The sequence below is a fragment of the Pedobacter suwonensis genome (genome assembly GCF_044762335.1).
In the GTDB taxonomy this organism is placed as follows: Bacteria; Bacteroidota; Bacteroidia; order Sphingobacteriales; family Sphingobacteriaceae; genus Pedobacter.
In genome coordinates, this window is sequence record NZ_JBIWEB010000002.1 from 457,951 (window position 1) to 482,050 (window position 24,100).

At 47.4% G+C, this 24,100-nt stretch carries 22 protein-coding genes and 1 pseudogene; 10 read left to right on the forward strand and 13 right to left on the reverse strand.

The genetic code is table 11. The features are described 5' to 3' along the window. Positions 1-149: 149 nt before the first annotated feature. The 10 genes from ACIQXP_RS05520 (at position 150) to ACIQXP_RS05565 (ending at position 9,208) form a co-directional block, all read left to right on the forward strand. Complete coding sequence (locus ACIQXP_RS05520; protein WP_387504781.1) at positions 150-329, forward strand: hypothetical protein; 180 nt, start codon at positions 150-152, stop codon at positions 327-329. A 4-nt stretch (positions 330-333) separates the two neighbouring features. After that, the gene (locus tag ACIQXP_RS05525; RefSeq protein ID WP_387504782.1) at positions 334-1,398 is read left to right on the forward strand and encodes a DUF932 domain-containing protein; all 1,065 of its coding nucleotides are present in this window, start codon (positions 334-336) and stop codon (positions 1,396-1,398) included. Positions 1,399-1,635: 237 nt separating this feature from the next. Next, entirely contained in the window at positions 1,636-1,803 is a 168-nt protein-coding gene (locus ACIQXP_RS05530) for a hypothetical protein (RefSeq protein ID WP_387504783.1), read from the forward strand. A gap of 110 nt (positions 1,804-1,913) precedes the next feature. Then, complete coding sequence (locus ACIQXP_RS05535; protein WP_387504784.1) at positions 1,914-2,300, forward strand: hypothetical protein; 387 nt, start codon at positions 1,914-1,916, stop codon at positions 2,298-2,300. 127 nt (positions 2,301-2,427) lie between these two features. Next, on the forward strand, positions 2,428-3,819 hold the full coding sequence (locus ACIQXP_RS05540; RefSeq protein WP_387504785.1) for a TolC family protein: 1,392 nt from the start codon (positions 2,428-2,430) through the stop codon (positions 3,817-3,819). 7 nt (positions 3,820-3,826) lie between these two features. After that, a complete protein-coding gene (locus tag ACIQXP_RS05545; protein WP_387504786.1) occupies positions 3,827-7,048 on the forward strand; it encodes an efflux RND transporter permease subunit in 3,222 nt (1,073 codons plus the stop codon). Positions 7,049-7,060: 12 nt separating this feature from the next. After that, on the forward strand, positions 7,061-8,140 hold the full coding sequence (locus ACIQXP_RS05550) for an efflux RND transporter periplasmic adaptor subunit (protein WP_387504787.1): 1,080 nt from the start codon (positions 7,061-7,063) through the stop codon (positions 8,138-8,140). Between the two features lie 69 nt (positions 8,141-8,209). Beyond that, the gene (locus tag ACIQXP_RS05555) at positions 8,210-8,440 is read left to right on the forward strand and encodes a hypothetical protein (protein ID WP_387504788.1); all 231 of its coding nucleotides are present in this window, start codon (positions 8,210-8,212) and stop codon (positions 8,438-8,440) included. Continuing rightward, positions 8,437-9,000, forward strand: coding sequence for a hypothetical protein (locus ACIQXP_RS05560; protein WP_387504789.1), 564 nt, complete (start codon positions 8,437-8,439; stop codon positions 8,998-9,000). Before ACIQXP_RS05555 ends, ACIQXP_RS05560 begins: the two co-directional genes overlap by 4 nt. A 28-nt stretch (positions 9,001-9,028) precedes the next feature. After that, a complete protein-coding gene (locus ACIQXP_RS05565; RefSeq protein WP_387504790.1) occupies positions 9,029-9,208 on the forward strand; it encodes a hypothetical protein in 180 nt (59 codons plus the stop codon). A 963-nt stretch (positions 9,209-10,171) separates the two neighbouring features. Here the strand turns inward: ACIQXP_RS05565 and ACIQXP_RS05570 are convergent. The 13 genes and pseudogenes from ACIQXP_RS05570 to ACIQXP_RS05630 all read right to left on the reverse strand — a co-directional run bounded on the left by ACIQXP_RS05570 (position 10,172) and on the right by ACIQXP_RS05630 (position 24,019). Then, positions 10,172-10,920 (reverse strand): annotated as a pseudogene (locus ACIQXP_RS05570) (substrate-binding domain-containing protein). A 10-nt stretch (positions 10,921-10,930) separates the two neighbouring features. Further along, positions 10,931-11,392, reverse strand: coding sequence for a YidH family protein (locus ACIQXP_RS05575; protein ID WP_402757785.1), 462 nt, complete (start codon positions 11,390-11,392; stop codon positions 10,931-10,933). Continuing rightward, a complete protein-coding gene (locus ACIQXP_RS05580; protein WP_387504792.1) occupies positions 11,382-12,014 on the reverse strand; it encodes a TlpA family protein disulfide reductase in 633 nt (210 codons plus the stop codon). Before ACIQXP_RS05580 ends, ACIQXP_RS05575 begins: the two co-directional genes overlap by 11 nt. A gap of 11 nt (positions 12,015-12,025) precedes the next feature. Beyond that, entirely contained in the window at positions 12,026-13,129 is a 1,104-nt protein-coding gene (locus tag ACIQXP_RS05585; protein ID WP_387504793.1) for an efflux RND transporter periplasmic adaptor subunit, read from the reverse strand. A 1-nt stretch (position 13,130) separates the two neighbouring features. Further along, positions 13,131-16,322 carry an efflux RND transporter permease subunit gene (locus tag ACIQXP_RS05590; protein ID WP_387504794.1) on the reverse strand — a complete coding sequence of 1,064 codons (3,192 nt, stop codon included), beginning with the start codon at positions 16,320-16,322 and terminating at the stop codon, positions 13,131-13,133. Between the two features lie 2 nt (positions 16,323-16,324). Beyond that, the gene (locus ACIQXP_RS05595) at positions 16,325-17,701 is read right to left on the reverse strand and encodes a TolC family protein (protein WP_387504795.1); all 1,377 of its coding nucleotides are present in this window, start codon (positions 17,699-17,701) and stop codon (positions 16,325-16,327) included. A gap of 85 nt (positions 17,702-17,786) precedes the next feature. Beyond that, on the reverse strand, positions 17,787-18,203 hold the full coding sequence (locus tag ACIQXP_RS05600) for a hypothetical protein (protein ID WP_387504796.1): 417 nt from the start codon (positions 18,201-18,203) through the stop codon (positions 17,787-17,789). Positions 18,204-18,235: 32 nt separating this feature from the next. Next, a complete protein-coding gene (locus tag ACIQXP_RS05605) occupies positions 18,236-19,663 on the reverse strand; it encodes a bifunctional metallophosphatase/5'-nucleotidase (RefSeq protein ID WP_387504797.1) in 1,428 nt (475 codons plus the stop codon). A 10-nt stretch (positions 19,664-19,673) separates the two neighbouring features. Then, entirely contained in the window at positions 19,674-20,129 is a 456-nt protein-coding gene (locus ACIQXP_RS05610) for a DsrE family protein (RefSeq protein WP_387504798.1), read from the reverse strand. Position 20,130: 1 nt separating this feature from the next. Next, positions 20,131-21,216 carry a c-type cytochrome gene (locus ACIQXP_RS05615; RefSeq protein WP_387504799.1) on the reverse strand — a complete coding sequence of 362 codons (1,086 nt, stop codon included), beginning with the start codon at positions 21,214-21,216 and terminating at the stop codon, positions 20,131-20,133. A gap of 8 nt (positions 21,217-21,224) precedes the next feature. Beyond that, positions 21,225-22,565 carry an MBL fold metallo-hydrolase gene (locus ACIQXP_RS05620; protein WP_387504800.1) on the reverse strand — a complete coding sequence of 447 codons (1,341 nt, stop codon included), beginning with the start codon at positions 22,563-22,565 and terminating at the stop codon, positions 21,225-21,227. 36 nt (positions 22,566-22,601) lie between these two features. Further along, positions 22,602-23,807: an NAD(P)/FAD-dependent oxidoreductase gene (locus ACIQXP_RS05625; RefSeq protein ID WP_387504801.1), complete on the reverse strand. Its 1,206-nt coding sequence runs from the start codon at positions 23,805-23,807 to the stop codon at positions 22,602-22,604. A gap of 2 nt (positions 23,808-23,809) precedes the next feature. Beyond that, entirely contained in the window at positions 23,810-24,019 is a 210-nt protein-coding gene (locus ACIQXP_RS05630) for a YgaP family membrane protein (protein WP_387504802.1), read from the reverse strand. Positions 24,020-24,100 lie beyond the last annotated feature (81 nt).

Sequence of the window (24,100 nt, forward strand, 5' to 3'; positions counted from 1 at the left end):
AATCCCAAAAAATTATGTATGCCGCATTTTTTGAATTACTCGACCAATTGTACTGGAAAGGATATGCTGAAAACCTGCAGGAGCAAAATCCAAAATCCTTCAAGATCCAATAACGTCAATTTTTAAATCAGTACCAAACCTAAAATATCATGAAAACAGAAGAGCTATTTTTTATTGTACGCATCGAAGTACAGACCGGGCATGAAAATATCAATGATACCCTAAAGGAAATGGAAAAACAATCCCGTTTTCTCATGACCGATACCTCAAACGTTAAAGTGGTCAATTCAGAAATCCTGACCACAAAAACCAGAAACCCAAAAAACTAAAGACATGGCGCATAACTTGTATTACAATCAGCGGACAGAAAAACACAGCTTTTTTTCCGTAAGAGAAAAAGCATGGCATAGCTTGGGTACGATCATTGAAGATTATCCGACCAGTGCCGAAGCCTTAAAGTTTGCAGGGCTGAATTATACCGTGGAAAAACGACCGCTTTTTACCCTCGACAATGTAAACTTTGACCTCCTCAATGCACTTACAGATGGGATTGAACCAGGGGTAAGCGTTCCTAACTACTACGCCAATGTCCGAACGGATACAGACGAGGTGCTTGGGGTAGTAGGAAAGGATTACCAAATCGTGCAAAATATGGAAGCTTTTTCTTTCTTTGACAGCATCGTGGGAAATGATGATGGGATAAAATACGAAACCGCAGGAGCTTTGGGTAAAGGAGAGCGGATCTTTATTACCGCCAAACTTCCCGAGTATATCAGAGTGGGAAGGGACGATCTGATTGAACAGTATCTTTTTCTTACCACCTCGCACGATGGTTTTGGCAGCATCACTGCTGCTTTTACGCCCGTTAGAATAGTTTGCCGTAACACCTTGAATGCAGCGATGAAAAATCAGCAGAATACCATCAGGATCAGGCACACTTCCAGTGCGACCGAAAGGCTTAAGCAAGCGCATCAGTTGATGGGCATTAGTAGCCGCCTGGGGCAGGAAATGGAAGAACTCTATAATCATTGGGCAAAAATTCGCATTAACGACAGGGAGGTGAAGCGACTGATCGAAGTAGCCATGGCGCCAAGCAGGAAAGTGCTAACCAGTCTGCAGGAAGAAAAAAGGGATACGCTATCCAGCCATTACCTGAATATCGTGGAAAATGTTTATCGCTTTGCATCCAGTGCACCATCACAACTGGAAGAGACCACAAAGGGAACGTTGTTCGGTGCCTATAATGCCGTCAGTGGATATTTTCAGAACGTACGGAGTTTTTCCGATCAGGAAGCCAAGTTCAAAAGTATCATGAATGGCACCGGCCTGCAAAGAGTGCAAATGGCTTTCAACTGCTGTAACGATTTTGCTAAAAACGGAACGATCAATTTTAACTGACAAGGGCGGCCAATGGGCCGCCCTTTCAAACCGGTTTCAGAAAGCCGGGGGGGCGCTCCGCGCCTGAAGTGAGCATCAAGCGATCCGCAGAAGAGAACTATTTTTCGGAATAGGAATCTTTAAATTGATGCGAACAAGTAGTGTAAAATCTATATATTATTGATTTATATTCATGCTACGGCATGCCTGGGGATCTAGGTTTAAATAGCCCCTAAGCGCATTTGAAAAAATCTATAGTTGGGAATAGCTGATCTTGAGCCATGGTTTTCGGCTATGGAGCATGACGGCAACTTTGCCGGTAGTACAATGAGCACCGAAGATCCGTCAATTTGCCAAACGGTATTCTTAACTGAGCATAGTGGAGATATTTGCCGCTTGGGTATTGCCCTTGAGCTAGGTAGTTAAGCCTTTTTATTGCCTACTTATAATGCCCTGTAACGGTTTTGTTGCCTTTAATGCTGTCATTTTTTTAGATTAATCCGGATTTTAGCACCAATATATTTAGGTTGTTAAATTTGAAAGCGGTAAAAATCAAGCAGGTGCCCAATTGCTCTATAATCGGAGTCGTTTTGCTGTACCTGATTATTTCTTTATCCAACATCTTTTTTCTATCCAACCTTTCTCTTTTAGAATCCGCCCGGGGAATAAAAACAGCCGCTCAGTACAATGGCAGCTTTTCTCCGATCGGAAAGGATTCCAAAATCACCAGACAATTTAAGTGTATCCTTGATGAACGCAAGAAAACGGTGCTGCCCGCTCTGGAAGCAGTTATCATCGGGATCATTGTTTTTTTAGGAGTTTCACTTTTAGCCTCCAGCCTCAACAGGTGTTTTCTTGAGATCAGATACAGGATTGCCGGATCAGTCCCAATTTATATTTCCAACCGGGTCTTTCGCATCTGAGATTTATCTCCAGATTTCTTTTATTGACAGGTCCTTCACATGATGAAGTGACGACGGCCGGTTAATCACCGTATTTCCTGTCCAAGACGTCCGTCAAATCTTTTTCCTTAAATTTTAATTTAAAGACATGATCCGTATTAAACAGATTTTCTGTTTGTTCCCACTTTTATATATGGGGCTGGAAAGCCATGGACAAACCGCCCCAAAACCCATCGCTATCGCTGATCTTATTGATCGCGTGACCGCTTTTTCACCCTCGCTCGCCGCTGATTCTGCAGCAGTGGACATCCGCGCCGCGCAGTTGAAAGAAACCGCGGCGAATGCCCTTCCAAACCTGAGACTTAACTACCAGGCGGACCTGGGCTCAAATAATAACGTAGCCGGACCTTATATGGCCTTTGGCATCGTTCCCTCCAATTCCAGGGGCGTTAGAACCGAAGGCAATACCAAGGCCGCACTCACAAATCTTGGCATTGTTTCCCTGGATTGGGAGGTCTATAATTTTGGCGCCTACAACGCCCAAACTGAGGTAGCCAAATCAGAACTTGCTGCTGAGCGTTCCAGGTTTGCCCAGCGGCGCTACCAGTCCAAGGCCATTGCGATTGATGATTACCTGAGTCTTTTAAAACTGCAGGATATGCTATCTATTCAAGCAAGCAACATCAGGCGTAATGAGCAGATCAACCGATCCATATTTTCCCTGGCCAGAAGCGGTGTACGTCCTGGCGTAGATACCAGTATCGCGGGTGCCGAACTTTCCAAATCAAGGCTGAACTATATCGAAATGGACAATACCTATAAACAGGTACAGCTCGATATTGCAGCAATCAGCGGGTTGAATCCGGAAGGTATCGTTGCTGACAGTACGATTCTCGACCGGCTAAAATCGCTTGAGGTAAACCTGTCTGTAAACCTGACCGATAGTTCAAACCATCCGTTGCTTGATTTTTACAAAAGCAATTACCTTAGCAGTATGGAGAAGGAAAATCTGGTCAGAAAATCCTATAACCCAAAAGTAAGCCTGCAAGCTGCGGCCTGGTCCAGAGGTTCAAGTATCGATGCTAATGACAATTTCAACAGCCTCTCGAATGGCCTGGAATGGCAAAGGCAAAATTACCTTGTGGGCCTGGGAATCAGTTATAACCTCTTTGATTTGCGCAGGAGGCAACTAAAGCTTAAGACCCAAAAGGCGAGCAGCAACTTTTACTTAAAGGAATTACAGCAGGAGCGGCTGATGTTATCAAATGCTGCCCTCCAGGCAGGTCTGGAAATCAGTACAGCGCATAAAAGACTCGATGAAATACCCAATCAGTTGAAGGCTGCAAATGCCGGCTACCGGCAAAAGCTCTCCCTTTATAAAAACGGGCTTACCGATATCATTGAACTCAATGCAGCCCTGACCATCCTTTACCGTGCAGAAACCGATTTTGTAAATGCAAAGTACCTGTACATCCGGGCACTTTTTCAAAAGGCTATTGCCACCAACCAAGTAGATTCCCTGTTAAACGCATTAAAATAATAAAGCTATGTCAATGGTTACCTCGGCCCTGAAAAAGCCGATTACAACAGTGGTGATCACCGCGAGTTTACTGCTCTTTGCAGTGCTCAGTGCGCTGAAGATCCCAATAGATATTTTCCCCCAGCTTAACTCTCCAACCATATATGTCATCGAATCCTATGGCGGCATGTCCCCACAGCAGATGGAGGGTTTTTTCTCTACCCGTCTGCAGGATCAGTTCCTTTATGTCAATGGCGTCAAGAGTATTACCGCGAAGAACATCCAGGGTTTGACGATGCTCAAGCTCAGTTTTTATGAGAGCACCAACATGGCCGAAGCCTCTGCCCAGGTCGCCCTCCAGGTCAACCGGGCCATGAAGTTCTTTCCCCCGGGTGCACTGCCTCCGCAGGTGGTCCGCTTTGATGCCTCCTCACTCCCTGTAGGTCAACTTGTACTCTCAGCCAAATCCCGCAGTCTGAAGGAAATCTATGATATGGCGGCAACGCGTATCCGGCCCATGTTTTCCTCCGTGGCCGGGCTTTCCGCGCCACCGCCATTTGGAGCCAATTCCCGCTCGATTACCATCAGTGTCGATCCGAGCAAATTGAGGAGCTACAACCTTACCCCGGATGAAGTCGTTGGCGCACTATCCAAGTTCAATGTCATGTCGCCTTCAGGAAACTTAAGGTTGGACAATACCATGATGGTAACCTCGATGAACTCACTTGTCAAGACTGTGGATGAATTCAACAATATTCCAATTGCCACAAAAAACGGTGTTTCAATATTGGTAAGGGATGTGGCAAGGGTCGCCGATGCGGCTGACGTTACAGTAGATTACGCACTCATTAACGGAAAACGCTCTGTATATATTCCCGTAGTAAAAACAGCGGATGCCTCCACCTGGTCGGTGGTTAAGTCCTTAAAGGCCAAGATTCCCGAAATGCAGAGCCTCTTGCCGGACGATGTCCACATCTCTTATGAATTTGACCAGTCTGTTGCCGTTATCAACTCGGTAAAAAGCCTGATCACCGAAGGTGGTCTGGGTGCCCTGTTAACGGGTTTGATGGTATTGCTCTTCCTGCGCGACCTGCGAAGCAGTCTTATCGTAGTGATCACCATTCCGGTATCAATTCTAATAGGCGTGCTTTTACTGGGCATGTTCGGTCAGACCATTAATATCATGACCTTGAGCGGTCTTGCACTTGCCATCGGCATCCTGGTCGATCAGGCAACGGTAACGATAGAAAATATCCACCAACACCTGGAAATGGGAAAGCCCAAACGCGAAGCCATTTACGATGCCTGTGAGGAAATCGCATTTCCGCTGCTGCTCATCCTGCTGTGTATTCTGGCTGTTTTCGCGCCATCTTTCATGATGAACGGGATACCAAAGGCGATGTTCCTTCCATTGTCCCTTTCAATCGGTTTTACCATGATTGTATCTTTTATCGTGGCGCAAACCCTGGTTCCCATTCTATCCAACTGGATGATCAAAGAAGAACGCTACCAGCACTATGACCATGGCAAGATCCATGCCCATGCCGGGGAAGCGCTGAACGAAAGGGAAGGAGAGCAGGTAGAAAAGCATCTGCAAAACGAAAAGGATGAACCGGAAAAAAACGATTTCTTTGAAAGGGTAAAAGTGCGGTTTATGGCCATCATCGAACGGTGGATGCCGATGAAAAAAGGTATTGTCGGAATTTATTTGGTCCTGGTTATTGTTCTTGCAGGATTGGGCTTCGTTTTTATCGGCAAGGACATGATGCCCAAACTCAACAACGGACAGTTTCAGATCCGCATCAAAGCGCCCGATGGCACCAGGTTAGAGCGTACCGAGGAAAAATTTAAACAGGTGCTTTCCATTATCAACCAAACCGTGGATAACCATGTCGCGGTCAGTTCGGGCTATGTAGGACTTATCCCCAGCAGTTACGGAACCAGTAACCTGTATATCTTCAATACCGGTACTCATGAGGCCGTGCTACAGGTTAACCTGGATGAAGATTACAAGGTGAATATGGATGAGCTGAAAGATGCACTGAGAAAAAACATCGCTTATAAGCTTCCCGATCTGCGAATCACCTTTGAGCCGATTGACATGACCGAAAAGATCATGAGCCAGGGCGCTGCCACACCGATCGAGATCAGGGTAGCAGGAAAGGATATGAATCAGATCGAGTCTTATTCAAATAAGGTACTTTCTAAACTTAAAAAAATAGATTACCTGCGGGATATCCAGATTGCCCAGCCCCTGCACATTCCTGTGGTATCCATCACCCTTGACAGGTTAAAGGCGGCGCAGTTTGGGCTGAATGTGGTGGATATCGCCAGGTCCGTTACCGCCAGCACCTCATCCAGCCGCTTTACCGAGAAGAACCAATGGCTTGATGAAAAAACGGCCTATACCTACCAGGTGCAGGTACAGGTTCCCGAATACGTGATGAATACCATGGATGAACTGAAGGAAATTCCCCTTGTCAAAGGGCAGAGCAGTCCGGTGCTTGGCGATATTGCCACATTCAGTACCAGTTATGTTCCCGGAGAATACGACCGCTCGGGCCCGAGGCGCTTTCTGACCGTGAGCGCAAACATCTACAAAAAGGATCTTGGAACTGCAACTGCCGATGTGGAAAAGGAGCTGGCTTCGGTCGGTACCCCGCCAAAGGGACTGACCGCGGAAGTGAAAGGAATGTCGAGCCTGTTGACCGAGACGCTATCTTCCCTTCAGGGCGGACTTGCCTTTGCGATCTTGGTGATCTTCCTGCTGCTTGCAGCCAATTATCAGTCTTTCAAGCTTTCCCTCACTGTACTTTCCACTGTTCCGGCCGTAATCCTCGGCTCACTTACTGCGCTATTATTGACCGGTTCAACACTTAACCTGCAGAGCTATATGGGGATGATCATGTCCACCGGTGTATCAGTGGCCAATGCGATACTGATCGTTACCAATGCTGAAAAACTCAGACTGGATTACAAGGATTCTACCCGGGCAGCCATCATGAGTGCCGGGATCCGCCTAAGACCAATCCTGATGACCAGTTTTGCTATGATAGCGGGGATGATCCCGATGGCCTCCGGAATGGGCGAATCCGGTGAACAGACCGCACCGCTCGGCAGGGCTGTTATTGGCGGGCTGTTCTTTTCCACCCTGGCTGCGCTCTTCATCCTTCCGCAGGTCTTCGCCTGGGTGCAGAAAAAAAGCAGCTTAGTCGAACCAAACCTAATGCCTAGAAAAACAAAAATTTAAATAAGCTAAATCATGAAAACCAGATTCATTCCCATCATAATAATGATAAGTTCTCTGGCCGCCTGTGGCGGAAACCAGAAGCCTGTGGACATCAGTCCCGAAAAAAACGGCAAGGAAGCCAAATATGAAACCGCAAAGGTCGAAGAAGAGGCCCTTTCGAGTTTTACCCGCATTCCCGGCGTGCTCAAGCCTTTCAACCAGGTGAACATTTTTCCCAAGGCCAATGGTTTTGTGAAAGCGATATCGGTCGACTTAGGCTCGAAAGTGAGCAAGGGCCAGCTGCTGATGACCCTGGAAGCACCCGAGCTCGAGTCGCAACTGCAGTCGGCAAACTCCCGTTACCTGCAGGCCCGTGAGACTGCATCGGCGAGCAGCGAAAAGTATAGGCGGTTGAAAGAGGCTGCAAAGGAGGAAGGTTCGGTATCTCCGCTAGAACTTGATAATGCGCTGTCCAGGATGAAAGGAGATAAGGCCATTGCAGAGGCTGAGCGGTCAAACGTTTCCTCTGTTCGTACCATGCAGAATTACTTAAAAGTATATGCGCCTTTTGACGGGGTCATTGTTGACCGGAATGTTTCTCCCGGGGCATTGGTATCGGCAGGCAAATCTTCTGACCTACCTATGCTGGTATTGCAGGACCTGACCCATATGAGGCTTGAAGTATCTATTCCCGAAGATTATGTGGACAAGGTGGACCTGAGCCAGATGGTCAAATTCCGCTTCAATGCCTTGCCGGGAGAACAGCACCAGGCAAAGATCAGCCGGTCGGCAAATTCATTGGGCAACATGCGCCAGGAAATCGTGGAGGTAGATGTGGCCAATAAGGACAATAGATTAAAGGCTGGCATGTATGCCGAGGTTGAAATCCCGTTAAAATCCGGTGCGACTTCGCTACTTGTGCCCAATTCGGCTATCGTCCGGTCTACAGAGCGGAAATATGTAGTAGAAGTGGAAAAGGGTAAGGCCAAGCTCGTTGATATCAAGGAAGGAATGAAGGGAACGGATATGACCGAGGTTTTTGGCGCAATCAAAGCAGGAGCAGAGATCATTTCGCCTGCGAACGATGAGATCAAAAGCGGTCAGGCGCTTTAACCGTTTGCCGGGCGGGTGCTAATCCGTCCGGCAAATCTTTTAACCGGTCAGATAGGAAAAAAGGAAAATATGAAAGATTTAGAATTCAACCATGAGTTTGAAATGGATTGTATGCACATTTGTATAGACATACCAAAGAAAAAATGTAATCAGGTTTATATCGAGGGCGAACTCCTCGGAACGGTCTGGCAATGCAGGAAGCAGGGAATCACGTCCTTTATCTCAGGGGATTATCAACTTGATCCATACCTGGATCGCATAATAAGCGAACTGAACATTTTTTACGGCGCTTTGGTATGAATAGTTTGCTCAAATGGACATCACGGTCTTTTCTTACAGCTGTTCTTTTGCTGACCGCGGCGATGTTGCAGGCGCAGAACAATGCTGCTTTTTCTAAAATTTCTCTGGGCTTTGTTATGGGCTTCCCAACAGGCAAAACAGCCAAGGTTTATATAAATGGCTACGGGGGTTCGTTTAAGGCCGAATACAATATCTTAAGATCCCTTAACCTCACCGGATCCGTTGGTTATCAGGCATTCCGTTACCGGGATGATGTCAAAAAACGACTCGAATACAACCAGGAGGAAACACAGCCGGATGGTGTAGTGGCAATAAAACTCGGGGCCAAATATTATTTTGGAGGAATTTACTATGCAGCACTGGAGCTCGGCGCTGCAAATACCCTGGAAAATGGGATCACCTCATCCTTTTCCTACGGCCCGACGCTTGGGGTTTTTCTGCCTTTTTCCAAAAGCTATGGGGCAGATCTCGGACTGCGTTATGAAGGATGGAAAGGTAATGGCGCGCAGGTTTCTTTTTTTGGTTTGCGTGCGGCCTTTGCAATAGGAAAAAACAAATGATCTGGAAATTTAAATCCAATAAATGATTATGACAAAAGTGAAAGATAACAACTCTATTGATGAATCTGCTGGAAAGATTATTCTGAAAAATTTAAGCCTTGTCGGAAATCGCGCACCCGAAGACCTGGAATCAAGGCAACGATTTTTAAAAGTTCTTTTGGAACGCCTTAATGAACAGACTGGATTTTCTAAAAAAAATAAACATTAGATCCATTTTTCAGACCTTCACAAATCTAATTTTCATTGACTTACCAAAACAAAGTGAGAAAGTTTGCGCATTCCATCAAATTAGTGTTTGACCATTGCTCAAAAAAGTAAAGTACTGAAAGATAACAGGTTCGCCAATTTCAATTTCCTACTGCTGTTCGTCTTGTAAATATCGCGCAATCCCTGGAATCTCCCTCTGAAATGCGCGGATAATATATGCAAACAAAAATGAAGATCGCATTGAGCTTTGTAAACAAGTTTTGTTTTTCAAATTTGTGAAATATGTCCTTCTAACCTGTCAGCGATGTATAGCGGAGAACTTGTCCTGTTTACTTTTTATCAAATTATTTGCAAAAGCGATTTGATATTGATCTTTTTTGCGTAAAGGCAACTAGATCAAAAATATTCCTGAGCGAAAATAATCTCTTTTTGCGCCTTATGCTTGTTAAATGACCATATTCCTTGGATGTTTTTTATCCATTGTGGTTATTTAACTATTCGGTAACGCTGGGTTAATATTTAAATATCAAATTTGGGCTTTGACCATCCCCATCCCTGATTAGTAAGATTTTTTAGCGTTTGGCCCAAATGGATATTTGGGCCATTCTCTTGATAAGCGGGATTGACGATTTTTTTTGAAAAGAGTCATGGATTTGCAAATTATCCTTTTGAACTAGTATTGGCAAACCAATCGATTTAAGCCCAATTGAGCCAAATCCATATCTTCAGGGAAATTAATATTCAGTGTAAATCCAATTCCCGGCGAGAAATGACCAACCGGCCTTGGCCTATCGGGTATAGTAGTTATTAAGTTTGCAGGATGCTTGCGGGTAGGATTTAACTAACCGTATAAACCGGACGACTTCATTAATGAGCAACTTGAAATCAGGCATGATCACGCCATAACACCCGCAAATAGCAAAATTCGCTATTGATAGAGGTTGCTGTTCGGTCGTGGACATGCCTATCTCCATCCCCATTTTTGGAATATTTCGTGTCCCGAAGGTGTTTGCAGAAACTCCATGAACGCCTGTGCTGATTTCCTGTTTCTTGGACCGCTGGTTATGGCTATCGGCGTACCTCTGACCAGATCGAATTTTGCGCTTAGCGGAACGAGTTCGGTAATGTCCGGAAGGTTGTTGTGCCAGGAGGAGAAACTGATCCAGGCATCGTAGCTTTGATCTTCTTTCCATGCCTGGATGCCCAGTGCCGTGTTTGCGTAGGAGCCCTTTATGTTCTGTCCGATCTCAGCGATGAGCCCGGCCCGACCTGCAATATCTTCCCACATCCCCAACTGGCCGGCACCATTAACATCCAGTAACTTTATGCCCGCTTTGGCCAGGTCTTCAAGCTTGTGGATTTTTTCGGATTTCCAGGTCTGACTAAAATCCCCGCTGCCCTGGAATATAATTCCACCCTGGTTTTTGCATCGATCATTCCGGGATGTGCCTGTGCAAACTGGGTCAGCATATACGATGCACCGCCATAGATCAGATTTGCATTGACCTTCGCCTGCTCCAGCCAGTTTTTTTCAGGCCCACCGGTGACTTTGACAGGAATTCCGCTCTTTTTGGAAAAGGCATCTGCACAAGCCTTCATTGCGCTTAATGGTCCGCCCGGGCCATAAACGTACAGGGTGTCCTGGGCAAAGGAATCTTTGGAGGCAAAAATTGATGTTATGGTCATCAAGCAAACAAGCAGGGATTTTTTCATGGGGAAATAGTTATGTGGTGCGCATTAAATATATCAGCAACAATATGCTGAACAGAAATATGGCTACTGTAATGATTTTAATGAACAGCGTAGAATGATAATAGCCGCCCTTTTCAAGCTGAACCCTGGTCTTTTGGTAACGCATAAACGCAAATATGATCGTCATTGCTCCCAATGCAACCAGAAGGATGCCTATTTTCTGTGAGTTTCCGGTCTGGTGTACAGTCGCACGCGTGCCCAGGGCAATCGAGATCTGCCTGATGAAGAGCGAAAATTTAACCACCACGAAACCGAAGCCCATGATGCCGATGCTCGTTCTGATCCAGGCCAGAAAGGTTCTTTCATTGGCCAGATGGTCTCCGATATTATTTGTCTTGCGTGGGAATTCTTCTTCCATGTCTTTGGGTAGAGGTATGCCGCCTTCCGGCACACCTGATAAACAAAATAAAGCCAAAGCTGTTTTACCTGGCAAGCTTTTCAATGAAAGCTGCAACTTCGGGGTTGCTGTAATCTGCGCCCCCAAGGTGGTGATAGGCGATGTTGACGTTTTTGTCAAGGATTACCGTGGTGGGCATCGATCCCGAAAAGTAATCCTGCGGGATTTCGCTCATTGCCACAAAAACAGGAAGGGTATAGCTGTTTTTTTTCATGAAAGCTTTTGAACTGTCCATGTTCCCATCAACATCCACCATGACAAAGGCAACTTTTTCGTTATTCTTGTAGCGCTCCTGAAGCTTGCCAATGGATGGCATTTCGGCGATGCACGGTGGACACCAGGTAGCCCAGAAGTTCATAAAGACAACTTTTCCCTTTAAAGAGGAAAGCTGCACCTGCTTGCCGCTCTGGTTCATAAGGGTAAGGTCCTGGCCGGCCGCCGGAGGAACGGCAGCCGTTGCACCCTCCTGCGTATCAGGTATGTCCGGCTGAAATAATCCGATGGCCATCAGGCCCTGCAGCACCTTGCCCTTGAAGTCCGGACTGAGGAGCATAGCAAGAAAAAATAAAACGAGTACTCCCGTGCCCACGTTTGATACGGTGAACCACTTTTTTTTGCCGCTCTCGACACTTATCCGATTAATTTTGCTAGTTTTCATAATCTATATTTTTATTGTATTTTAACTTTTTTGCCTTCCTCGAGCTCTTCCGTTCCTTTGATCAGGATCTTATCCGCTTTGGTCAGATCGCCGAAGACTTCCTGTAATTCCCCTTTTCTGATCCCCAGCTTGACAGGTACGCGTTCCAGGATATCATCGTTGGCCCGCAAGACAAATACACCCGACTGGGCGCTGACCACGCTGGTGAAGGGTAGCCACAGCGACGGGGCAGGCCTTTTCATCTGAAGCTTCACCTGTGCATATTCGCCCCCTCCAAGCTCGCCGCTGCTGTTGTCTACATCAAATTCTGCAGTTATCGATCTGCTGGACTGATCCAGGAAACTGCTCATTCTCGATAGTGTTGCCGATAGGACCTTTCCGGGATGATCGCTGACGGAAAAGCTAACCTTTGAACCTTTCGCAATGGACCTGGCATGTTTTTCCGGAATGGCAACAGTCAGCCTCAGCCTTTCGGTCTGGGCGATACTGAGCAGCGGGGTCTGTATGTTATCGCCGACCAATGCCCCTGCAGAGACATTTCTACTGGTCACCACACCATTGAAAGGCGCGGTGATGCGCAGATAGTCGCGCAACTGTCCGGAAACGCCCGTTTTAGAAAAGGCGGCGGAGAGTGCGGAACTGTCGCTTCGGTATTTGCTCCGTGCCCGGTCAAGCTCTATCTCTGCCACAGACCCGGTTTTCAGAGATGCTTTCCTGAGCCTTGCATAGGCCTGTCTGCTATAGGTCAGGTCCTCGCGTAACTTGTTTTCATCAGACCTTGAGGACTGGTACTGCGCAGTGAGCTCGGGTGCATCCAGTCTGACCAGGAGCTGCCCTTTTTTGACCACGCTGCCCCGGTCAACCAGGACCGTTTTCACAAAGCCTTTCACTTTGGGGAACAGCGAGACCTCCTCGTAAGGTTTTAGCTCTCCCGGCAGCTCAAGAAGATATGTCGGGCGGTCTGCGGTCGGATGGACGACCTTGACAGAGGTTGTTTTGTCTTTCGGGGCTTTCTCTTTATTTTCCTTTTGCTTTTCGCCGCAGGAGGCGGCCAGGACCGTGATCACAACGGATAGCATGCAAAGATGGATATTTTTAAAACTTGGAATTTTCATTTTAATTGATTGATGGTGAAAGTTTTGTTCGTTGCAGTTCTTTGTTCTCCGGATCATCCGGGTCGAGCGTCGGGCTGAACCTGCTCTTTTTGTTCATCACCGCCGTATAAAGCTGCGGCAGAACGAGTAATGCGGTCAAGGTGGAAAGAATGAGTCCCCCGATCACCGCCTGCCCGAGCGGTGCAACCTGCTCTCCGCCCTCACCCATGCCCAAGGACATCGGGATCATCCCGGCAATCATCGCCAGGGTGGTCATGATAATCGGACGAAGCCTTGAAGAGGCCGCAAGGAAGGCCGCGTTTTGAGCGGGCAGGCCGTGCTTTAACCGGTTGACCTCGGCCTGGTTGATCATCAGCACCGCATTGGATACCGAAACCCCTACCGACATGATGATGCCCATATAGCTCTGTAAGTTTAAGGTGCTGGATGAGGTCAGCAGCATCATCAGACTTCCCCCAATTACCGCGGGTACCACTGAAAGGATCAGTCCCGAGACCGCAAATGACTGGTAATAGGCAGTAAGCATTAAAAAGATCACAACAATGGCGACCAACAGTCCGGTCTGAAGCCCGGTCATGGTCTCATCCAAAAGCTGCATCAGCCCTTCTGTAGATACCAGTACGCCCCTTGGAGCCTCGCCCGCTTTGGCGATCGCCTCCCTTACCGCTTTGGACGCCGTACCCAGATCGGACTGATAGGTATTGGCAATCACGCTCACATACCGGTTCGGTCCCTGGCGGTTTACCTGGGCCGGCAGCTTGACCATCTTCAGTTCTGCAATATCCTCAAGCACCGGACGGGAGCTGCCTGATTTCAGCGGAAGGGATCGCAAGCGGTCCAGGGACTGCATATCCGCTTCCGGAATCTGTACCTGAACCTGGAATACCAGCCCGGATTTTGGATCCACCCAAAGATTCTTATTGGTGAAACGGGTGGAAGATGTAGCAATGGTCAGGGACCTGGCCACATCTTCCATACTCAGGCCAAACTGCGCTGCAAGTTCCCGGTTGACGTTGATCTGTACACTCGGTGAATTCACGGGCTCAGCAATCCGGATGTCCCTTAGCTGGGGAACTGCCAGAAGGTTGGCCTCTATCTTCTTGGCAAAACCCTCGGCAACCTTTAGCTGTCCGGCTGCAACCTTGATCTGTATTGGCGTCATGGCACCCTGGCTCATGATTTTTTCCACCAGTTCAATAGGTTCAAAATTTATGCTCACCCCAGGCAGGTCATGTTTTATCTTTTTCCTGATTTTTTCCTTCAGATCGCTGATATTTCCTTCATAGATTTCCTGGTCGATGGACAATTGCAGGACAGACTCATGGGTTCCGCTGGTGAAAAGGAAAATCGGATTGATTGCCGTGGCAGAGGGCTGGAGCCCCACATAGGCCGAGCTGATTTTTACCGCGCCTTCAGGAAGTTCATTTTTAATAATGGCCGTAACCTTTTTAAGATAATTTTCCGAGGTTTCAAGTCTGCTGCCTTCCGGGCCGACAATCCTCAATTGTATATCGCCACTGTTGCTCAAGGGCAGGATGTCCGTTCCGATAAGCAAAGCTCCGGCAGTAAGCAACAAGGCGACAACCAGTGCGTAAATCCCCAGTACACCCGCCTTATGGTTTTGTCCAAAACGGATGAACAACAGGTACCGGCGTTTAAACCGTTCGAACAAGGTCAGTTTTTTCTTATGGAAGCTTACCTTGGCATGTTTCAACAGTTCCGGCCGCATCAGCCAGTTGGCAAGAATCGGGACAAAGGTCTGCGAGGCAATGAAGGAAGCGATCATGGAGAAGGCCACCGCCATCGACAGCGGCATAAACATGTCCTTGGGTATGCCCGTCATCATGAAAGAGGGGATCAGCACTGCAAGGATACAAAGTAATATCAGAATCTTTGGAACGGATATTTCCACCAACGCATCCAGAATGGCCCGCTGCTTGGGTTTCTCCATCTCAAAATGCTGGTGTATGTTTTCAATGGTCACCGTAGCCTCATCCACCAGAATTCCGATGGCAAGGGCAAGACCGCTTAAGGTCATCACGTTTATTGTCTGGCCAAACATATAGAGCATGATGACAGCAGACAGGATGGCGATTGGAATGGTCAATACAACGATTAACGCACCCCTGGAGTCGCCCAAAAAAAGGAAAACCATGATTCCCGTGAGCACCGCACCAAGTATGCCCTCGTGAATCAGGTTCTCCAATGACCGTTCGATGTAGCCCGACTGATCGAACACATATTTTATATCCACATCCTCCGGCATCGCTGCCTTTAGTTTTGGAATGGATGATTTAAGATTTTCAACGACTTTCAGCGTGGAGGCATCGGCCTTTTTGATAACCGGAAGGTAAACCGAGCGCTTACCGTTGATGATCGCATAACCGGTAGTGGCGTCTGCGGCATCTTCCACACTGGCCACATCCCTTACAAATATCGTATTTCCCGGTGTGGTCTTTATCGGAATATTCAAAAATTCCTCAGGCCCGCTTGCGATGGAGTTCAAGGGGCTCATCAGATTCTGTCCGCCAATGCGTATATTGCCCGCAGGGGAGGGAAAGTTGTTCTTGGCAATGGCCAGGGTAACCTCCTGGGCAGAGAGACCATAGGACTGCATGAGCCCGGGATTTACCTTGACCACCATGGTCCGTATGTTTCCCCCAAAGGGTGCCGGGGCGGTAACCCCGGGAATGGTAACGAACATGGGGCGTATCTTGGTCAGCGCCAGGTTCTGCAACTCGGTTATCGAGCGTTTCGGGCTCTCAAATACCAGCTGCCCGATGGGCAGGGAACTTCCGTCAAACCGTACCACCTGGGGCGGAACCGCTCCGGGGGGAAGAAAGCCCATTGCCCTGGAAACCTGCGTGGAAACTTCGGCAGATGCCTGGGCCATATCCGTGCCGGGGTAAAATGTGAGTTTCATCAAGGTAAACCCCTGGACACTTTTAAAGTCAATCTCACGCACCCCGCTGACAAATATCAACACCTTCTGGAACTCGTTGGACATGAACCCGTCCATATAGGATGGGGTAAGCCCCCCATAGGGCATTGCAATATAGATAACGGGAAGCTCGACTTTGGGAAAGATATCCACGTTGATGTTCTTTATCGCCGTGAAGGAGAAATAAGCGATGGCAATTACCGCTACCATTATACTCAATGGCTTTTTTAATGCAAATCGGATCATATTCATCACTATCGGGTTAAGGTTGTCAAAAAGTTAAAATCGCCTGCCAATTCTGCCTGGCTGGTCAACAGCGCCCACATTTTTTGCGTAGATTCAATGCGCTCCTTCTCTGCGCCCTGCAAAAGCAACTGTATCTGTAAAAGTTCAGTGAGGTTGATCAGCCCGCCTTCATATCTGGAAAGATAAAGCGCATAGGCACTCTCGGCCTTGGCCACAGCAGTCTCCTGCTGTGCAAGCTTTTGGTATTGGGCTGCTATTGATTCATATTGGGCACGAAGCGTAGTTTGCATCTGCAGCCGCTGCAGATTATACCGGGCCTGGGTACTTCTGATCGATTCACCGATTCGTTTACGGGATATCCCCGAGGAATAAATATTGGTCAGGTTCCAGGTAAGGCCGATTCCGACCAGGTAGTTGTTCGCGTAATTGCCATAGCCCGCGCCGATACTGCCGTCAAATCCGCCCCTGCCGTTTATCCCACTGCCCCTGGCAGATAGCCCGCCAAGGATAGACAGCGATGGCAGGGCGTTTTTCCCTGCCAAAGACTGCTGGGCAGTTTGGTAACCCACTTCGTTCTCCAGTACCTGGAGATAAGGGTGGGACAGGCGAACCGAGTCGTATGTCTTTGCCTGCATTTTGTAACGGTAAAAGATTTCCAGCGGCAATTTTCCGGCCGGCACATCCATTACTTCCCGAAAGCTTTCCAGACTTGCCCTGTACCTTCCCAGCCATTCGGAACGGTATGCCCTCGCCTGGGCATAGGAGGAGGCGACCAGCGAGGTGTCAGCCCCGGGCTTCAGTCCGGCCTCGGCAAGGCTTTTTGATGACTCCAGGATCTGGCCCATCCGCAAAAGATTTTTTTCCGACCAGTCCAGTGCAGCCTCTGCATAAAGGATGTTAAAATAAAGACCAGCCACTTTGGCCTTAAGGGCAAGCTTTGAACCTTCAAGCCCTTCAGCTGCGCCGCGCACCTGGTATTCGGCGGCCTCGACAGCCTTTCGCTGGCGGCCAAACTCAAATACCTTCCAGTCCATGACCGCTGATGCAAACGTATTCGATACCGCGTTGACCTGTCCATTAGCATCAGCTGTATTACCGGTAACATTGAATACGCCCGGAACGGGTATAAAGGCTCCGTTGTTTCCTTCAAAGGAACCATAGGTGTTTTGCATCTGCATCTGGAGCTGGGGTAAGGCTCTGGCCTTGGTCTCCACCTTGCGCAATTGGAAATCAGAGAGTACGGCCTCGCGCTGGGTGATGCCCGGGTAGCGCTGTTCAGACTGTTCAAAAGCCTGTTGTAAGGTGATGTATGGGGAATCCTGCGCATATATTGCGCTACTGCCTGCCAAAATCAGATAGCAGGGCAACAGAAGATAATTCTTCATTGTTTTCTTGAAATAAAATGGATAATGAATCGTGCTCCCGGGATAGCGGGGCAAATTGCCGGAAGGCAAAGAAGGAAGTTTTATCCTATATCAGCAGCAGGCCGTTCCTGATGAAAAGGGGAACGCTGGAAAATCTGAGTTTTTTTGAATCGCCGACAAAGACATGCTGTTGTGACAATGCAGTCACGACGCAGAACAATGCCGTAAAAATCAGCAGAAATGGCAATTGCTTTAGGACAATATCCATTGCTGTGTAAGAAGTAAAGATCTGCTCACTTTTAGCCACATTGCATGTTCCCGCTGCAAAGGCTTGCATTGGAAGCAGCTGGCTTTTCAAACCCGTCGACTGTTTTGCAACAGGTGCGGATGATCCAAAAACTGTTTCAATACCCTTGCGGACTGCACAAGACGAGAACAAAACCAGTGCAATCAGCACCACAGCAGTGGCGATGCCGGCCCGGGCCTGCTCAATTCTGAAATATTGACTTAATGTTTTGTGCATCAATTACAAATGTAGCTTTTTTGTGTTAAATATCAAACCAGGCTGAATATTTCTGCTCCCGATGAACTGTAGGGGTTATTGGATTGAAGATAGGAAACAATGGCATCTATAGTGGTATCCGTGAGGTCTTTTCGGTTTTTTCCGATATCTTCCGGGACGCCCTGGCTGGTGATAAAAGCACATAAATAGGTGCCGGCATCTTCCACATGCTGATCGCCGATGAAAAGCTGCTGGATCCGGTGCTTCTTCGGGTTTTCTATTCTCATATAGGCTTTGATGCCCAAACAGCGCTTGACATATCCGCCCATCTGTCCCATGGGATCAGCTGAGAATGTTCTTTCAAGGTTTTCCTCCAACATCCCAAGAATTTCTTTTCCCGTCAGCTCGACGATAGAGATGACCGGGTTCATGGGCACCATGTTATAAAGATCGAACCTGGTGATCACGCCTGCCGGTATTGGAGCGCCATATCGCCAACCATTGGAAAAAGCAACATCTGCCCGGGTAAAGCTTTTTATCGAGCGCAGCAAGAGCTCATCCATACTCGAATTGATGGAATCGTAGCGGTGCAAAAGGGTTTCGGTCATGCCGACTTCTTCAGCCTGCATCTGCCGATAGGGCTCCAATACTTGATCGATCAGGGCCGCTGTTTCCTTTTCTGGTGCAATACCGGTTAGAACCGGGATCAGCTGATAGTCATAGGATGAAATTTTTCCCTCGGCAATATCCAGTGAAAGGTGGCCCAGAAATGATCCATGGCAACCGCACTGGATCACAATTGTTTCCCCCACTAGGGTTGGCTCGAAAAGTCGGTTGTGGGTATGCGCGCTCAGGCAAATGTCAATTCCGGCAACTTCCGAGATCATTTTGAGGTCCTGCGGATAGCCATTATGTGAAAGCAAAATGATAATATCTACACCTTGCCCTTTTACTTCTGCCACATATTTTGGCAGTTCTTCAGCGCCATCGGTAACTTTGAGGCCCTCACTGAATTTTGATGGCATGGTCTTGTCGATAATACTCGAACAGATCCCGATCACGCCGATGCTGACCTCTCCGCATGGAATAATGAGGTAGGGATCCAATAGCAGCGATCCATTATCCTGATAGACATTACAGCCCAGAATAGGATAGCTGAGCATGGATTGAAGCTTGAGGAGCTGGTCTTTTCCATAGGCGAAATCCCAGTGCCCAACCATTGCCCTGATGTGCATCTTGTTGAGCAGATCCGGCAGTATTTCCCCTTTCGAATCCAGCACCGGGAGGGTGCCGTGAAAGGTATCCCCGCCATCAAAAACGAGGGTGTTTTGATTTTTTGCCTTGATGCCCTCAATAAGGGTTTTCAGCCGTGCATATCCGCCGGCCAGGCGGGTTTCTTTTCCTCTTCCCTCGAAGAATATCTCCTGATGGGGCTCCAGATAGCCATGCACATCGTTGAAATAGGCAATGTCGATTTTCATATTTTCTGGTTTAAGGATGAACGATCGCCCAGCCTTCTGTTGAACGAATGATAATCTCGCCGTTTCCACTGGGTACATAACTGATAAAATCAAATAGGGAAGATTTTTCAATCTTTCGCTCGCGAACAGTGTTTTCACACTGCGCAAGGATAACCCCTTTTGATCGGAGCATGTTGAGCTGGTCTAAAAATTTACCATCTTTTCTGTAAACGGTAAATCCGTCTCCAAAGGCAATCAGTTCCACTTGCAGCTTCCCTTTTAAACGTGGGTCTTCAAGGGCATTGTTGATGTTCCTTAGCGTGCCGGATATATGTTTTTCATCAGCGCTGTTCAGCACATAAAGCGCATGATAAGTTTTCTTTTTCGCTACCGCACCTGTGAAAACCCCTGCTTTTTCCTGGGCGGAAACACTGGAGCTTATCGAGATGAGTATAGAGAAGGAGACTAGGATCAGGAATTTTTTCATGTTATTTCTTTTGTTTTAATTGCTGTTGTTTCGCTATTTCAATAAACGGACCAAATTTATGCTGCGAGGCACTAAAGCCATCCGCATATGGACCGAACGGATAGTCGAGAGGTTTTGTTGAAAGTTTTTTATAATCATTGCGCTGATCAAAATGGGGGCGGGGCCGGCTGTTGACATAGGCGGCTACATTCCAGGCTTCCTCATCGCTTAGCACAGGAGCCTGGTAAGTGGTGCCCAGTGGCATATTGTTCTTCACGAAACCGGCAAAATTTATTAGCCTGTACATGCCCGCACCATCGTTATAGCTTTCCGCTCCCCAGAGGGGCGGGTAAATATATCCATTGCCGCTTGCGTTAAGTGTCCCACTGCCTTCACTGCTGTGGCAGCTGCTGCACTTTTGCTGATAAACAAGCTTGCCTTTTAAAGGATCTGCCTCATGGGGCATATATTCAGGTTTTTTGACTGAATTGTCCGAGAGAACCTTTACATCATGCTGTTTTTTGCCAACCCATTTCATGTAGGCCAACATCGCAAGCATCTCTTTTGAGTCCTTTCCCGGCGCGGTTCCGTTCATACTTCGCTCGAAACATTCCTCGATACGCTCAAACGCTTCCTCGGTTCGCCCGCTTCTCTCACTCAGCTTGGGATAGCTGGAAAAAAATACCGAAAAGTTATTTGCGAAAGCCTTGGTACCGGCTTCCAAATGACAGTTCTGGCAGTTCATATTATTTGCAAGCCGTCCGATCTTTCCCTGTGCCCCAAAATACTTTGAGGTATTTACGATAAGTTCTTTCCCGTATTGTATCATTGCGGCATCCCGGTTGGCGGAAAGATCGGTTGTATCCGGCGCGGTCCAGTATATGGCCTGTGAGGTTATCTTCGGCGGACTACTTTTTCCCTCAGGGCCAATATTTTGCTCATGCACCATTGCTCGGCCAGCCGTCGAATCCTCACCAGGTGAACCTTCCAATAAAAGCATCAAACAGACCCCCATACCGATGACAGCGAGCCAGGCAATCAAAGCAAGTTGCCGGCTCAGACTTGAAAAAATCCTCAAGCGCTCACCGTTATCAATATCCTTGCCCATTTGGAAAACTATTTCTCGAAAGTCTTAATTGCCTCGCCAAAATCGAATACCTGCTGACTGCCGGCCACATGTCCGCTGATCATTGAACTTGCTGCTGCACTTCGATAGCCACCCGCACAATGAACAGCAATCGGCTTATCTAACGGAATTTCGTCCAGGCGAGTCCTTAGCTCACCTAGTGGTATTGATAAACTATTTTCAAATATCGGATGTTCGGTAGTCTCAGCCAAATTTCTGACATCTACAATAGTATATGCTGAAGGATGTTGAGCAAATTTTTCAATATCAAGCTTACTATCGCTTTTTTCGCCACCGGAAAGTGTGAAGGCTTTTACTATCTGTTGCTCATATCCGATAGATGCGGTTCTGGCAATCAATCTCTGTAAGGCGGGAACATCATCAGCGACAAGAAAAAACGGCTCTTGAGGATAAACGATACTTCCCAGCCATGTTTCAAACTTGTTGCCGTCCATAATATTGATAGCGCCATCGATGTGGCCCGCTTTAAAAATATCCTCCCGCCTTGTATCGATGATGACGGCATTATCAGCGGGCAGAAATTCCTCGTTCGCAATTTCAACAGATCTCACGGATTCTTCAAATCCCGGGGCACCTTTTTTGTTCAGCTCCACATCGAATTGAAAATACGCGGGGATGAAAGGCTGGTTGGAAGTTAGTTCCTTAACAAAATCGGCCTCGCTCATTTGCTGTAGTGACCAGTTGGCATTTTTTTCGGCACCTATTGTGCTGCTGTTGGCCTCGCTAAGCGCTTTTCCGCAAAGTGTACCGGCGCCATGGGCGGGGTAAAGCAATACCTCATCAGCCAATGGCATAAGTTTCTCCCTTAGTGAATGATACATTTGCTGGGCCAGAAAAGTCCGCTCGGCGTTGATATCTCCACCGCTTTCCCTCAGGTCGGGACGCCCACAGTCGCCAATAAATAATGTGTCGCCAGAGAAAAGTGCCTTATCAAGACCTTCATGTTCAAGTACGATACTTATACTATCGGGAGAATGCCCCGGGGTGTTGATTGCCCGTAGTGTAACCTTACCCAAAACTATTTTATCGTTTTCATCAAATGGGGTAAACCGATAGCCTGGGGAAGTTAGCTTACTACAGTAAATTTTTGCCCCTTTTTCCTCAAAAATCTGCAAATGGCTGCTTACAAAATCTGCATGGGGATGGGTCTCGATGACACCAACGATCTTTGCATCATGCTTTTGTGCATAGCTGTAATAGACTGCCGGATCTCTCGAGGGATCTATTAAGACAATCGAGTTTTCACACTCGCTTAATACCGCGTAACTATAATGGGAGAGGTGCTTGTCCTCAAATTGCTCTATCTTCATATTATTAATCTAAATCGACAAATACTTTTTTCTATTTTAAGCCGTTCCTTTCAGGATCTTGTTCCAATATAACCAGGGAAGAACTTTTGTCTTCAACAACCACATGCTATACCTTTCCTTAGCCTGGTTAAAGGGAAAGGTCTCCATCGGTTCATTATTGTAATCAAATTCCGCGAGTACCAGTTTTCCATAACCGGTAACCAGTGGGCATGACCCGTAGCCATTGTAGACTTGGGCCGGCTTCCGGCCCTGTAGGAGTGCGAGCAGGTTGTCCACCAAAACGGGGGCCTGTTTTCTTATGGCTGCACCTGTTTTTGCATTGGGTGTACTGCCGGCATCGCCACAGCCAAAGATGTTTGGGTAGCGATTATGCTGCATGGTATCCTTATTGAGATCTACCCATCCAAGGGGATTGTCTGCTACTGCCAATGGACTGTTTTTTATAAAGTCGGGAGCGGACTGGGGTGGCGTCACGTGGATCATATCAAATCCCTGCTCCACCTTTATTATCTCTCCCGCGGGATTTTTTGTCTCAAAAACTGCCGTTTTGCTCCCGGCATCAATCTCTACAAGGTTGTGGTTGAAATGCGTTTGGATCTGATATCTTTCGATGACTTTGTTAAGGACATCTGCATATTTCTTAACACCAAAAATCACACCCCCTCCACTATAAAAATGAACCTGAGAAGATGCCAGAAAGCCATTTTTGCGAAGATAATCCGCTGCAAGGTACATGATCTTCTGTGGCGCACCCCCACACTTGATAGGTGTATTGGGATTGGTAAAGATAGCCCTTCCACTTCCCAGTTCACTTAAGGTCTTCCAGGTATATGGTGCGGATTGGTAAGTATAGTTGCTGCAGATTCCCTGCGTTCCAAGGCCTTCTTTTAGCCCTTTTACCTTATCCCAGTCCAACTGTATGCCCGGTGCCACCACCAGATAGTCATAACTGATTGTTCGTCCGGTTATGCATTTTAGCGAGTTTTCTTCCGGGCTAAAGGAGTGGACCTCATCCTGTATCCAGGTGGCCTTTTCAGGAATGCAATCGGCCTCCTTTCTTACTGTTTTATGGATATCGAAAGCACCTCCACCCACCAGTGTCCAGGCAGGCTGATAGTAATGGTTCTCAGCCGGATCGACAATGCCGATATCCAGGTTATGGTCTTTCTTTAATAACTGTGCGGCAACGGAGATGCCTGCATTTCCTCCCCCTACGATGAGGATTTGATGGTGGTTCTTCATATTCATTCTGTGTTTTTTCGACGGGTTGAGATTCCGAAAGGAAGATAAAGCGGACAAAAGCTCATAAAGCTGGTTGCGATTAATATAACCGAGATGACCAGTAGAATAATCGCCGCGGTTCCGCTGATAATTCCCATATAGTACAGTACGCCAACGCCTATGGCTAATGCTATCCGTAAACCTTTATCCAGGTTGCCCATATTCTTTCTCATAACTTTATATGTTGATTTAACCAAATCTAACGATTCTAAGTTTTTCCGTCTGTGACTTTTGTCACACAGCAAAAAAATGTT